At 55.0% G+C, this 13,988-nt stretch carries 11 protein-coding genes and 1 pseudogene; 7 read left to right on the plus strand and 5 right to left on the minus strand.

The window, feature by feature from the left end:
* Window positions 1–208 precede the first annotated feature (208 nt).
* Window positions 209–772, minus strand: a complete 564-nt coding sequence (locus DB48_RS03335) for a NapC/NirT family cytochrome c (RefSeq protein ID WP_041508907.1) — start codon at window positions 770–772, stop codon at window positions 209–211.
* 394 nt (window positions 773–1,166) lie between these two features.
* Here DB48_RS03335 and DB48_RS19620 point away from each other — a divergent pair, with 394 nt between their 5' ends.
* From DB48_RS19620 to DB48_RS03365, 6 genes and pseudogenes are all read left to right on the plus strand, one after another.
* Complete coding sequence (locus DB48_RS19620; RefSeq protein WP_052813637.1) at window positions 1,167–1,601, plus strand: hypothetical protein; 435 nt, start codon at window positions 1,167–1,169, stop codon at window positions 1,599–1,601.
* Between the two features lie 128 nt (window positions 1,602–1,729).
* Entirely contained in the window at window positions 1,730–2,182 is a 453-nt protein-coding gene (locus DB48_RS19625; protein WP_052813638.1) for a DUF2057 family protein, read from the plus strand.
* Between the two features lie 105 nt (window positions 2,183–2,287).
* Window positions 2,288–2,695, plus strand: coding sequence for a hypothetical protein (locus tag DB48_RS03350; protein WP_041508908.1), 408 nt, complete (start codon window positions 2,288–2,290; stop codon window positions 2,693–2,695).
* 255 nt (window positions 2,696–2,950) lie between these two features.
* Complete coding sequence (locus DB48_RS20535) at window positions 2,951–3,490, plus strand: heavy metal-binding domain-containing protein (RefSeq protein ID WP_041508909.1); 540 nt, start codon at window positions 2,951–2,953, stop codon at window positions 3,488–3,490.
* A gap of 23 nt (window positions 3,491–3,513) precedes the next feature.
* Window positions 3,514–5,105, plus strand: a pseudogene (locus DB48_RS03360) (efflux RND transporter periplasmic adaptor subunit).
* Window positions 5,106–5,113: 8 nt separating this feature from the next.
* On the plus strand, window positions 5,114–8,257 hold the full coding sequence (locus tag DB48_RS03365; protein ID WP_041508910.1) for an efflux RND transporter permease subunit: 3,144 nt from the start codon (window positions 5,114–5,116) through the stop codon (window positions 8,255–8,257).
* 62 nt (window positions 8,258–8,319) lie between these two features.
* Here DB48_RS03365 and DB48_RS20190 read toward each other — a convergent pair whose 3' ends face one another.
* Both DB48_RS20190 and DB48_RS03370 read right to left on the minus strand, forming a co-directional pair.
* A complete protein-coding gene (locus DB48_RS20190) occupies window positions 8,320–8,496 on the minus strand; it encodes a hypothetical protein (RefSeq protein ID WP_160290138.1) in 177 nt (58 codons plus the stop codon).
* A 135-nt stretch (window positions 8,497–8,631) separates the two neighbouring features.
* On the minus strand, window positions 8,632–9,411 hold the full coding sequence (locus DB48_RS03370) for a VOC family protein (RefSeq protein WP_041508911.1): 780 nt from the start codon (window positions 9,409–9,411) through the stop codon (window positions 8,632–8,634).
* A 160-nt stretch (window positions 9,412–9,571) separates the two neighbouring features.
* On the opposite strand from DB48_RS03370, the gene DB48_RS03375 reads away from it, so the two are divergent.
* Window positions 9,572–9,985, plus strand: coding sequence for a globin family protein (locus tag DB48_RS03375; protein ID WP_041508912.1), 414 nt, complete (start codon window positions 9,572–9,574; stop codon window positions 9,983–9,985).
* An 85-nt stretch (window positions 9,986–10,070) separates the two neighbouring features.
* On the opposite strand, the gene mtr is transcribed toward DB48_RS03375, so the two are convergent.
* Window positions 10,071–11,327 carry a tryptophan permease gene (gene mtr, locus DB48_RS03380; RefSeq protein ID WP_041508913.1) on the minus strand — a complete coding sequence of 419 codons (1,257 nt, stop codon included), beginning with the start codon at window positions 11,325–11,327 and terminating at the stop codon, window positions 10,071–10,073.
* Window positions 11,327–13,750 carry a glycerol-3-phosphate 1-O-acyltransferase PlsB gene (plsB, locus tag DB48_RS03385; protein WP_041508914.1) on the minus strand — a complete coding sequence of 808 codons (2,424 nt, stop codon included), beginning with the start codon at window positions 13,748–13,750 and terminating at the stop codon, window positions 11,327–11,329. The genes mtr and plsB overlap by 1 nt, the downstream gene beginning before the upstream one ends.
* Between the last annotated feature and the right edge of the window lie 238 nt (window positions 13,751–13,988).

Consider the following 13,988-nt stretch of genomic DNA (forward strand, 5'->3'; position numbering starts at 1 on the left):
TCTAAAAATCCTGCTTTGTTCTCAAGCGTTTTTCCTGCGCTATTTCTGATCACATGTTTACTGTGATTGGTATAAGCTTGTCTTAGCGTCTATCAGCGTCGCCAATCACGGCGCGCATTTTAGGTCGCAAAAACAAAAACGCCTGATGATTATCATCAGGCGTTTTTCGATCAAGATTGCAATCTTAGATTGCCGTCAGGCTGGCGGATTATCCCTTAGGATAAGGGTGAGCAACGCCTTTGTGACAGTCTACACAAGTCTTACGCTTGTCAGCATCTTTCTTGAAGTTGTTGGCGTGCATTCTCTTCGCCATCTTCTTCATGGTTTCAGGCTGGTTCTCGTAGATACGAGTGTGACAGTGCTGGCAGTTAGCGCTGTCGTTAGCGCGGAAGTATTTAAGTGCTAGGTCAGCCTGCTCTTTACGGTTTTCATCCAACCACTCTTGAGTGTTGAAGCCGTCGATAGTGAGGAAGCCGTATAGATCTTTAGATACGATGATCTTCTTGATCAGGTAGTCAACCGGGCCGTGTGGCAAGTGACAGTCTTGACACTGAACGGTTACGCCCGCACGTCCGCCGCCGTGAGCCGACGCCATCACCTCATCTTTCAGAGAGTGGTTGCTGTGGCAAGACATACAGAATTCATCTGTACTGGTTGCATGTAAAGTTTGTTGTGTCGCAAAGTAGCCCACAACACCGACTACAATACCCACCACGAGTAGGGCAAATATTGAGTATTTCGCGCTAGGTTTGAATAGTGCACGCCAGTTCATCACTCTATCTCCAAAATAATATGTTTATTATATCTATTATATTTAATGCATCTCTGTAGCTGAGAGTATAACCAGAAGACGCCGCTTGATCTGGCTTTAAAACCGTAAAATGAGAGCTAGCTCTAACTCTATCTTACATAAGCAAGATTTTGTGAAATCGCTCATAATATATGCGCATTTACTAAAGTTATAGTAAAGACCATGACATGACAAGTTCGTCGCAACTTTTACTATTTAGTAATGATTTCGTTGGATTTTATGGGGTTATTATCTATTGCTAATATGACGATTGTTCGCGAAATGGAAAAATAATTTAATAGGCAGTGAACCTTTTTTAAAGGCGCCTGTCTATCATGGTAATTCCGGTTCAATTAATGACGTTTTTCTCGCTTATATGACACGTATCTTCGGCAAGTTTGTATTGATCATCGCCCTACTGGGTCAGTTTGTTCTGACACCAGCCATGGCCATGCCCAGTGCACTCATGTCTATGATGCAGGGCGATCATATGGCGATGCCTCAGGAAATGAGTCAGGTCATGAGCCAGGAGATGACACAGGTCACCCAAGCCGTAAAGACCGGCATGCAGATGTCTCATCAGGGGCAGGTATGCAAGATGTCCGGCGACAACTCGCTGGTGGATTGCGAGGCTCTGTGCGCCGCAATGGGCCCGGGCGATTGCATGACCCATTGCGCCTCGACCCTAGGTAACCTGAGTGCCAGCGTGCCATCATTGGCCTTTCAGCCTGTGTCGGGTCTGATTGTGACCACTGGTTGGTCGCTACAGACCGCCGATCTCACCCCCCTATCACCCCCTCCCATTGGTTAATGGTTCGTCTTCAACCCGCGTAACACGCACGTACAAAGCTCGAATACGAATCTGCCGCGCCGCTAACCTCATATGGCGTGGCCAACAATTTGCCAATTTGTCAGGCCTATGCCTGATGGGAGTCGATTATGAAAACACGTCATATCTTTACCAGCACACTCGTTACCAGCACGCTTAGCGCTTTCCTTGCCCTAGCCATGGTTAACGCCGCCAGTGCCGCCAGCCTCACTCTGCCCGACGAGATACAGGTGCAAGGTGGAGACGTTAAGCTAGGTCATCAGCAGAGCGTCTTAACCTTAGATTCGGGTAAGCAGCTGGTGGAGCTGGTCTATCGCGACATCTTTGCCGATAACGCCGATGATTCCGGTGTCTGGGTGACCTCGCAGCCGCTCTATTTAACCTTAGATGTCAAAGCTGATGATGCCTATCGCCTGGTGTTACCCGAGATATTGAGTCAGCAGGACGCAGAGGCCTTCATTGATGCACCTAAGGCGCGCCTGGTGTCGCAAAATGGTCGGCAGCAGGAGCTTACCCTGATGAACCATCAGGAGTTGATGGAAAAGATCTGGCTGGCGAAGTAATGCCGCTCGATTTAGATGACCTTGATATATTGGAAATGTGAGTTTTATCAAGGCCTCATCTTGATATCGTGATAGACTTGGATCATCTCATTATAGGGTTACATCATGCGTCAAACGCTTAGGCATCACACGTTAGTCATCTTCACATTGCTCGCTTTGCTGGGCCAGGTGTTGTTGGCTAATGGCATGGCGATGATCCCCTATGCGCAGGCGGATGAAATGCCTATGATGCAGATGAATAATGGCGATAACTGTCATGATGACGGTGCAAAGATGCAATCTCACTGCTGCGATGATGAGCAAAATGTGCTTCCCGCTGCTCAGCATTGCTGTGAAGGCAAAGGATTTTGTAAGGGAGATTGTAATCACTGCATGGTGATCTCTGTGACAGGCACGCTGTTTACCGTTACGCCCTGGCCTGGCGTAGCCGGTTCCGAGTCTATCCTGGCCACTCAAATGCCTCATTTCCACTCTATCTCTTTAGGCTCAGCCTTCCGACCGCCGATCGCCTGATCTTCTGTGGCGCCTGGTAGACGGGCCGTCCGAGTCTAAATCGATATACCTATTGTTTATCAACGTTTTACTAGGTGTATTGGCGTAGTTAATCCCGCTGTCTTGGAGACTCTCCATCCGCCGGGTGCGCCTCAACGATAGCTTCACTGATGTTTAACGAAAAATGAATTATATTAGCCGCATATTAATTACCTTTGAGTTAAGTTGCGTAATATCTACGCGCTTTATGCGGTCATCCTTTGATGGAGTCCATAGATGAAAATCCTGATCAGTCTGATTTTAACTGCGTTTATCTTTGTGAGCACGGCCCCAATGGCCTTCGCCGAGCAGCATCATGCTGCGGCGGCCGAACAAGGTTATGACTGCCCCATGCATCCTGAAGTGAAAGGCGCCAAGGGCGATACCTGCCCTAAGTGCGGCATGAACCTTGAGCCAGCGGCGCACCATGCCACGGCCAAACACCATGGTAAGGACTGCGACAAGTGTCCTCACCATCAACATGCTAAAGCCGACAAGGCTGGCGGTTACGAGTGTCCTATGCACCCAGAGGTGAAAGGCGCCAAGGGCGACACCTGCCCTAAGTGTGGCATGAACCTGGAAAAGGCCAAGGCGGCCAAGGCCGGTAAGTCATGCGACAACTGCCCTAAACATAAGCATCAACACGATATGGCTAAGCAAGGCTATCACTGCCCTATGCATCCAGAAGTGAAGGGGGCGAAAGGGGATTCATGTCCTAAGTGCGGCATGTTCCTTGAGCCTGTGGCGAGCGCCGATAGCGGCCACAAGCATCACTAGTTTATGAGTGGAGATGAGGCATTATGAGTCAGGTAAATTCGAAAAACAGAGGCCAAAAGCTCGCTTATCTTTTGAGTCTTTTTATGGTGGCGACTCCGCAGCTGGGCCATACCCAGGCGCTAGAGGCCAACACGGCCCACGGACACGAGGCGCACCAACATGCGGCGGGAGAGAAGACCTATGTCTGCCCAATGCACCCCGAGGAGACCAGCCACGAGCCGGGAAGCCGTTGCCCCAAGTGCAACATGTTCCTGGTAGAGCAGGAAACCGAGACGAGTGAGAAGAGTTTGACGGCCGGGCATGAGCAGAAGACCTATGTCTGCCCCATGCATCCCGAGGAGACCAGCCACGAGCCGGGAAGTCGTTGCCCCAAGTGCAACATGTTCCTGGTGGCCGAGGAGGAAGAGGAGTCGATTAGCACTAAGGCACAGGCCGAGATGGATCACAGCCAACACGATCCCTTGGCTCAGGCAAAGCCTGCTCCCCTTACCGGTGAGCCGTCGATCAAATATGTCTGCCCCATGCATGCCCATATCGTTAGCGATGTGCCCGGTACCTGTCCTATCTGTGGCATGAATCTGGAGAAGGTGGAGATGTCGGCCGATGCACAGCAGATTGAGATAGATGTCTCTGGCAGCATGCAGCAGGCCCTGGCGCTTAAGGTGGCTAAGGCTGAGAAAGATACCCTGTGGAAGTTTGTCCAGACAGTGGGTCAGATAGGTTATGACGAGAGCCAGATCAACCATGTGCACGCCAGAGTCAACGGCTGGATAGAGAAGCTGGCCATAGATTCAGTGGGCGACAAGATCACCAAGGGGCAGCTGCTGTATGAGATCTACTCGCCGGATCTGATCAACGCCCAGGATGACTATCTGTTGGCGCTAAGCAGTCTGCAGAGCTCAAAGGAGAGCCGCAATTATCAAGACCTGGTACGTAAGGCGGGGCTACGCCTTGAGTTACTGGGGATGAACAAGGCGCAGATTAAACAGCTCGCCAAGACGAAACAGACCCAGTATCGGGTGCCTTTCTATGCCAAGACAGACGGTATCGTCAAGGCGCTGACCGTGCGTGATGGCATGTATATTCAGCCAGCCACAGAGGTGATGTCTGTGGTGGACCTATCTAAGGTGTGGGTGATTGCCGATGTGTTCGAGAATGAGCAGAGCTGGCTTGCCATTGGTCAACCCACAGAGGTTTCTGTGCCGGCCATGGATCTTAAGGGCATAGAGGGCAAGATTGACTACATCTATCCCGAATTGGATCCCGTGACCCGTAGCCTTAGGGTGCGTATTGTGCTGGCCAATAACGAGGTGGCCCTGCGTCCCAATACCCTGGCCAAGATAGAGATCTACGGCGGTCCGAATGAGGATGTGCTGGTGATCCCTCAGGAAGCCTTGATCCAGACGGGCAAAGAGAACCGCGTCATCGTCAAGCAGGGTGATGGCAGCTTCCTGGCCCGCAAGGTCACCGTCGGCATGATGTCGCAGGGCAAGGCGGAGATCTTAAGCGGTATCGAGAGGGCGAACAGGTGGTGACCTCGGGTCAGTTCCTGCTCGATTCAGAGGCGAGCCTGAAGGGCAGCCTGATGCGTCTTAGCAGCGGTCATCAGCACTAGGGGGCGCTATGTTAAAGAAAATTATCGAGGCCTCCATCGCCCAGCGCTTGATGGTGCTGATCATCGCCTTGATGATCACCGTCTGGGGCGTGCAGGAGCTGAGAAAGACCCCCCTGGATGCGCTGCCGGATCTGTCGGACGTGCAGGTGATCATCAAGACGCCTTACCCAGGTCAGGCGCCTAAGTTGGTGGAAGAGCAGGTGACCTACCCGCTTTCTACCGCCATGCTGGCGGTGCCCGGCGCCAAGACGGTGCGGGGCTACTCCTTCTTCGGCGACTCATACGTCTATGTGATCTTCGAAGATGGCACCGACATCTACTGGGCACGCTCGCGGGTGCTGGAATACCTGAGTCAGGTCAGCAGCCGACTGCCCCAGGGCTTGCAGCCCTCATTGGGGCCCGATGCCTCGGGCGTGGGCTGGATCTATGAGTATGCCCTGGTGGATCGCTCGGGTAACCTGGATCTCTCCCAGCTCAAGAGCCTGCAGGACTGGTACCTCAAGCTCGAGCTGCAGAGTGTGGCCGGTGTCTCCGAGGTGGCGACTGTCGGCGGCATGGAGCAGACCTACCAGATAGTGATCGAACCCGACAAGCTGGCCATCTACAAGCTGGACATTGCCGCGGTGAAGAATGCCATTAACAAGTCCAATACTGAGGCGGGCGGCTCAGTGATCGAGATGGCCGAGGCCGAGTATATGGTGCGCGCCAAGGGTTATCGTCAAACCCTGGACGATTTCAGGGAGATCCCCCTGGGGGTCACCAGTCCGTCAGGCACGGCGCTGCTACTCAAGGATGTGGCCACAGTGCGTAAGGGCCCAGCCTCTCGGCGCGGCATTGCCGAGCTCGACGGTGAAGGCGAGGTGGTGGGCGGCATCATAGTGATGCGCTACGGCGAAAACGCCCTGGCCACCATAGACGCGGTCAAGGCCAAGCTTGAACAGCTCAAGGCGGGTCTGCCTCAAGGGGTGGAGATCATCCCCACCTACGACAGATCTGAGCTGATCAACAAGTCGGTAGAAAACCTGTTCCACAAGGTGATCGAAGAGATGCTGGTAGTGGGCCTGGTGTGTCTGCTGTTCCTACTGCACGCTCGCTCGACCCTGGTGGCGGTGATCACCCTGCCGCTGTCGATTCTGATCGCCTTTATCGTGATGAATAAGATGGGGGTTAACGCCAACATCATGAGTCTCGGCGGTATCGCCATCGCCATCGGCGCCGTGGTGGATGGTGCCATCGTGATGATCGAGAACATGCATAAGCACCTGGAGCACTTCAAGGACGAGTATCGCCGCGACCCGGACAACAAGGAGCATTGGCATATCGTCGCCAAGGCCTCCATCGAGGTGGGGCCGGCGCTGTTTTTCTCGCTGCTGATCATTACCCTCAGCTTCGTGCCCGTGTTTGCCCTCGAGGCTCAGGAGGGACGCCTGTTTAGCCCGCTGGCCTACACCAAGACCTTTGCCATGGCCGCGGCGGCGATCCTGTCGATCACCTTAGTGCCCATCCTGATGGGTTACTTTATTCGCGGCAAGATCCCCAAGGAGACCAGCAACCCCATCAGCCGGGTGTTGATCGCTCTCTACAAACCGTCGCTCAAGCTGGTGCTGCGTTTCCCTAAGATCACTCTGCTTTTGGCGGTTGTCGCACTGGGCAGCGCCTGGTATCCGGTGACTAACATGGGCAGCGAGTTTATGCCTGAGCTGGAGGAGGGGGATCTTCTTTATATGCCGACGGCGCTGCCTGGCATCAGTGCCAGTAAGGCGGCCGAGGTGCTGCAACAGACCGACAGGTTGATCAAGACGGTACCCGAGGTGAAGCGGGTGTTTGGTAAGGTAGGACGCGCCGAGACGGCGACCGACCCCGCGCCGCTCACCATGCTGGAAACCACCATAATGCTGAAGCCCAGGGAGGAGTGGCGTGAGGGCGTCGAGCTGCAGGATGTGATCGACCAGCTGCAGAAGACGGTCAAGGTGCCAGGTCTCACCAACGCCTGGGTGCAGCCGATCAAGACCCGTATCGATATGCTTTCGACCGGTATCAAGACCCCTGTGGGGATCAAGATCACCGGCGCCGACGTCAATGAGCTGCAGAAGGTGGGGGCCGACATCGAGGCGATCCTCAGCCAGCTACCTAACACTAAATCGGCCTACGCCGAACGTGTGGGCGGCGGTCGTTATGTGGACATCACGCCTAAGCTGGATGTGGCCTCGCGCTATGGCATGACTCTTACGGATATTCAGGATGTGGTGCGTTACGCCATCGGCGGCATGGACATAGGCGAGTCGGTTCAGGGCGCCGAGCGTTACCCGATCAACCTGCGTTATCCGCGGGCGTTGAGAGACAACATAGAGAAGCTCAGGGAGCTGCCGGTGATCACTAAGTCGGGCCACTATTTGCCGCTGCGCAACCTGGCCGATATCGAGATCACCGACGGGGCACCTATGCTCAAGAGTGAGAACGGTCGCCTGATCTCCTGGGTGTTTGTGGACATTCAAGACACCTCAATAGGTGAGTACATCAAGGAGGCCAAATCGGCGCTGGATCAGGAGCTCAGGGTGCCACCGAGATACAGTTATAGCTTCGCCGGCCAGTATGAGTACATGCAGCGGGTTGATGCCAAGCTGAAGAAGGTGATCCCTATGGCCCTCGGGGTGATCTTCATCCTGCTGATGATGACCTTTGGCTCGCCACTGCAGGCCTCTATCATCATGCTGAGCCTGCCGTTTGCCCTGGTGGGCAGCACCTGGTTGCTGTTTGCGCTGGACTTCAACATGTCGGTGGCCGTGGCGGTGGGGATGATCGCGCTGGCCGGGGTGGCAGCCGAATTTGGGGTGGTGATGCTGGTCTATCTCAACAATGCCATCAAGCATAGGCAAGAGACCGGCGGCTACGAGTTTGTGGCGGACCTCAAGGAGGCCCTTATTGAGGGCGCCGTGATGCGCATTCGTCCCAAGGCGATGACGGTAGCCACCATCTTCTTCGGCTTATTGCCTATCATGTGGGGGGCAGGTTCGGGTAACGATGTGATGCAGAAGATCGCCGCGCCTATGGTGGGCGGCATGATCACCGCGCCGCTACTGTCGCTGTTTGTGCTGCCGGCCCTCTATCTGCTCATCTATGGTCGTCGCCTGAAGCATTCGGCCGAAGGCTAGGTGTTTGCAGCGGATACAAAAAAGCACTGCTAAGGCAGTGCTTTTTTTCTATCGGAATAAGGTTATTTCTGACAGCGGCCGATATTAGAGCCTGTCGAGCGAACTCGTTTGCATTGCTGGCTAGCCTTGTTACTGCCGTTATCGGCGGTAGTTTCTGTCTCAGACTCTTGGGTTGACGCACAACCGCTAAGGCCGATAACGAGAGTCGTCGCCATGATAGGCATCCATTTTTTAAGCATGGTTTACATCCCTGATTAGTGGTTAACAACATTGCCAAAATACATTCGCAATGTTTAGAAACTAACCAAAACAAAGAGTTAAAACAATGCCTGATCCCCATCCCGACTCAAGATTAGCGCTTTTCTACTAGACATTTAAGTCATGGTGAGTCTTATGACTGACAGTGTGCCACCTTGGGGATCGTTAATCACAGAGAAGCGTCCCACCTCGGGAATATCCGTCGGCGGCACGCATACCTGGCCGCCTATCTCCGTAGCCTTGGCGACCGTGGCATCGCAGTTGTCTACCATGATATAGGGCATCCAGTGTGGCGGTGTATCGCCCCATTCCTCAGTCATGGCCATCATGCCGCCGACGGCGCGATCGCCCTGTAACCACTCATAATAGGTGAAGTTTTCCATCTGAGACTCCCGCACCTGCCAGCCCATTACCTGGGTGTAGAAGGCCTGTGCCTTATTGATATCGCGACAGCAGAGTTCGGCCCAGCAGAGGGTATTAGGCTCACCCATACGCATGGAGCCAATATGCGCCCCCGCCTGCCACAGAGAGAAGCTGGCGCCTTCGGGATCCACGCATTGGGCCATCTTGCCCGCATCGCCCACGCTGTGGGGCCCGAGAATCACCTGGCCACCGTTTGCCTTAACGGCCTCCAGGCTGGCGTCGAGATCGTCGACGGCGAAATAGATACTCCAGTGGGTGGGCACCTTGTCGTCGATCATGTTTTGCGGCAGCTGGTACATGGCCCCTATGTCGTCATCATCGATGGCAAACATGGTATAGACGCCGTCGGGGATCGGCATATCCTTGAGCTGCCAGTCAAACAGCGCGCTGTAGAAATGTTTACCCGAGGCAGCCTCGTGACTGGCCAGTTCGATCCAGCAGGGGTCGCCATGTTGATAGCTAGTAATCTTCATCTTTGAGTCCTTTGCAAAGGAAGGTGCGACGACTTGTTCGCACCTTCCCTAATGAAAAATCTGTCGTGATATCAATTTAGTTAAGCCTGTTTTGCCATTTATGTCTATGCTGTGGGGAGAGTTATTGAGAAGAGATAGCTATTGAGAAGAGGGAGCTTCGATGAGCCTGACGTCCACCCAGATAGATCTTGTACAAACCTCATTTAAACAGGTCGAGCCGATCAGCGAGCAGGCAGCGGCAATTTTTTACGACGCCCTGTTTCAGATAGACCCGAATCTGCGGCCGCTGTTTAAGCAGGATATTCGTCACCAGGGGCGTAAGCTGATGGCCATGTTGAAGGCGGCGGTAGAAGGGCTTAAAGATCTCGATGCCTTGGTGCCTCAGCTGCATGAGCTGGCCCGTCGGCACAAGGAATATGGTGTCAGGCAGTCTCACTTTACCCCAGTGGGCAATGCGCTTCTCTATACGTTGAAGACAGGGCTGGGCGAGGCCTATACCCGGGAGGTACGAGAGGCCTGGGTGGCGGTGATCCATCTTGTGGCCGATACCATGAAGCCGGCTCTGGAAAGATAAGTTAGCACGGTTAGCACTAAGGTGTTTATCAATAGAAAAGGCGCTCAATGAGCGCCTTTTTTGGGACTTGTACAGGACATCCGGGCTAACCGTATACCGGCAGCAGCTCGGCCATGGCCAACAGGTGGCAGGCCGCAGTGAGCAGGCCGTAGAAGATCACTATGGCGATAACCACAGTGCCGCCAGGCACCCTGAAACTCTGGCTGTCAGGGAACATCTGCCTGGCGCGATAGGCCATGAGGGCCGGGACTATGGCGGCCCAAATCGTGGCGGCAAGCGCAGCAAAGCCGATGGCTACCAAAAAACCATTGGGGAACAGCAGGCCTAATAGCGTCGGCGGCAAAAAGGTTACCGCCGCCGTCTTGAGGCGGCCGCTGCGCGACTCATCGAAGCCAAACAGGTCGGCAAGATAGTCGAATAGCCCCAGGGTTACCCCCAGGAAGGAGGAGGCTACCGCCAGGTTGGCAAACAGGGTCAGCATAGTGGTCAGCCAGTCGCTGGCCATCACATCAGACAGTGCCGCCACCAACACGCCCATGTTACCCCCCTGAGCGATCACCTCGACGAAGCCGCTGCGGCTGATGTTGCCCATGGTTGCGACCAGCCAACATAGATAGATCACGAAGGCGATAAGGGTGCCCAGGGTGATCGCCTTGACGATAGTCGCTGGATCCTTGCCATAGTATTTCACCAGGCTGGGGACGTTGCCGTGATAGCCGAAACTCACCAGTCCGAAGGGGATGGCGGCCAGCATATAGGGCAGATAGCTGGCTTCACCGTCGGGCACAAACAGCTTGGCGGGCTCCACCTCGATAAGCAGATTCCCAATGGCGAGGAAGAAGGTGATGATCATTCCCCCCAGCATTATGGTGGTGATGCGATCCACCGCCTTGGTGCTGATGAAGACGATGATCGCCAGGCCCACTGCAAACACCAGACCGGCGAGACTCTGGGGCAGCTCGACACCTAGGCTGCTCAGGCTGTGGTTGACGATAGAGCCGCCGCCACTGATATAGGCATAGGCCAGAATATAGAGCACGAAGGCGATTGAGAGGCCGTTGACGATACGCCAGAAGTTACCCAGGGTATCCCGGGTGAGGGTATCGAAGCTGGCGCCAGGCTCGTAGTGCAGGTTAGTTTCCAGTAGCAGCAGGCCTGAGATCAGCATGCAGAACCAGACGCCCAGCATCATGAGCAGCGAATAGCTAAACCACATGCCGGCGCCGACTACAGGCAGCGAGAACATGCCCGCGCCTACGGCTGTGCCGGCGATGATCATGGCGCCGCCCAGCAGCGACTTATCCGAGGCCTTATGTTTGGCCGCGTTCATATGATTGGCCATTAGGCTTTATGCTCCGCGGCGACGCTGTCGACTATGGTTTGTCTGACCGAGGTACGCAGCAGGCTGTTGGCCCGGCTGCGGATACGCTGTACATCCTCGCTGTGGCTATCATCGGCCAGGTAGCCCAGCTCCTTGAGCTTGACGCTCAGGGTGCCGTAGAGCTTCTTGTCGTAGAACTCTGGCGCCGTGATGCCATGCAGTGCTCCCAGACGCTGAGCCAGCTGGTGGCTGTCGCTCTCCAGCTCCGAACGCTCAATTTTAGGCGAGGCCGCCAGCAGGTTGAAGATGATGGCGTAGCGCTGCATGGTCTCGCTGATGGTGCCGGCCAGCAGCAACAGCTGGTTGAGGCCCTCTGGCTTGACGCTGAAATGCTTATCTTCGCCGATAAGACCTTCCGCAAGCAGCTGATCCAGCAGCTGATTCACATAGGTCTCGAGGTTGTCGATCCCCATAAACAGCTCGGCCTGCAGCAGTGGGTAGAAATCTTTCACCGTGGCGATGATCTCTTCGCGACTGCACTCATCCTGGCGCGTCAGGCAGCTGGCGATCAAGGACGGGATCACCAACAGGTGGATGATGTTGTTGCGATAGTAGGTCATGGCAACCGCAAGGTCTTCATCGATGGAGATGATGTCACCCAGCGGATCGCTGTCGAGTTTGAGCTTCTTCAGCTCTAGGCCCTGGGCGATCAGCTTGGCGCCATCGCCTTCGACCACAGAGGTATAGCCTGTGTAGGGCACGCTCTTGAGCAGCGACAGGTAGAGATCCAGCTGCTTTTCCAGCTGGCTGCGTTGCAGGGCATTCTGCTCAGAGGCAAGCAGCACTAGGCTGGTCAGGGTGATCGAGCTGACGGCGGCGGCATCGTTGATGCGGGTCATGACGCGATTGGCCAGGGTATTGACCACAGGGGTCAGCCAGCTTGGCTTCTGCTCGGGATCCTTGGCCAGCTCCTCGCGCCACTCTGGTATCTGCTCGTTGAGGTAGGTATGCAGGGTGATCGGCTCACCGAAGTTGACATAGCCCTGACCGAAGTTGCCCAGCTTGCGAATGGCACCAAACACCTGCCAGACAGACTCTTTCTGTTTCTTCTTACCGCTCAGCTCCTTGTGGTAGGTGGCCACTTCCATCACATGGTCGTATCCCAGGTAGACGGGCACCAGGGTGACCGGGCGCTCGACGCCACGCAGCACGCTGTTCAGCGTCATGGCGATCATCCCTGTCTTAGGCGCCAGCAGGCGACCCGTGCGGGAACGGCCGCCCTCGGTGAAGTACTCGACCGAATAGCCCTTGGCAAAGAGCTGATCCAGGTACTCACGGAATACCGCGGTATAGAGCTTGTTGCCGCGGAAACTGCGACGAATAAAGAAGGCGCCACCGCGGCGGAACATGGGGCCGGCGGGCCAGAAGTTAAGGTTGATACCGGCGGCAATATGCGGCGGTACCATGCCCTGATAGTAGAGGATGTAAGAGAGCAGCAGGTAGTCCATGTGGCTACGATGACAAGGTACGTAGACGATCTCGTGGCCGTCGTGGTGCAGCTGACGGATCTGCTCGGCGCCCTTGATGTTGATCCCCTTGTAGAGCTTGTTCCACAGCCAAGTGAGGAAACGCTCGGCGATACGCACCAGGCTGTCCGAGTAGTCGGCGGCGATCTCATCGAGATATTCCATGGCGGTCTCGCGGGCCTTGGCCTCGGAGATCTTCTTGCTCTGGGCCTCTTCCAGAATCGCCTTCTTCATCGACTCGGATTTCAGCAGGGCGTGGAACAGGTTCTGGCGGTTAGGCAATACCGGCCCTGTCATCACCTTGCGTTGACGGCTGAAGTGCACCCTAGCCACGCGCGCCAGCTTCTGGGCGATGCGCTTGTCGGTGCCATGCTCGTCCGCCATGTAGCGTAGCGACATGGCATTGGAAAATTGCACAAAGTTGTGGCGGCCGAGGAAGAGGATCATCAGGCATTTACGCAGCCAGGTGGGGCTTTCACGCTCCAGCACCGCGGCCTTCATGCTGTCATCTTCCTTGCCAGGGGTGCGACCCCAGTAGAGACTGACTGGCACCAGCTGGATATCCAGCTCAGGGTGTTTCTTGTGGGCGCTCAGCAGGCGAGAGAAGCTGTCGAGGTAAAACTCGTTGCCTTCGCGCTGGCCAAACAAGGGCTTGGCGCCTTCGACGCATACCACTCGCGGAGCAGACTCGCCCTCGACATCCAGGCTTTGATAGGGGCTGGGCAGGCCAAGTCGCTCAGTCACCTCGCTCAGGGCGGCGATGTCACTGATCGATTCTGTCTTCATCACATAGACCAGGGGTCTGTCTGAATCCAGGTTGAGATCGGCAAAGGGATCCTGAGGCACTACTATGGTGTGCACGAGTTTCTTTTGGATCCAACGTAAGGATTTAAACCAAAGAGAGTCTTGTTTGGACATTATTCTTTATGCATAGGAGTCATGTTTAATAACGTCATAGAATACCAGAAAAGGAAGATGAATCCCTAATTTGTCTGCTTGGATGCGACATCAGCGGCAGAGGCGATCTGGCTGGTGCGGATAAGCCGTAAAAAGAGCCCTAAAAAGGGCGCTTGGCTTGGTCTTGGTCATTGTATTGGTCTTAGCCCTATCCTTAGCCTTAGCCTTAGCCTTAGCCTTAGCCTTAGCCTTAGCCTTA

The sequence above is a fragment of the Shewanella sp. cp20 genome, assembly GCF_000832025.1.
Taxonomy (GTDB): Bacteria; Pseudomonadota; Gammaproteobacteria; order Enterobacterales; family Shewanellaceae; genus Shewanella.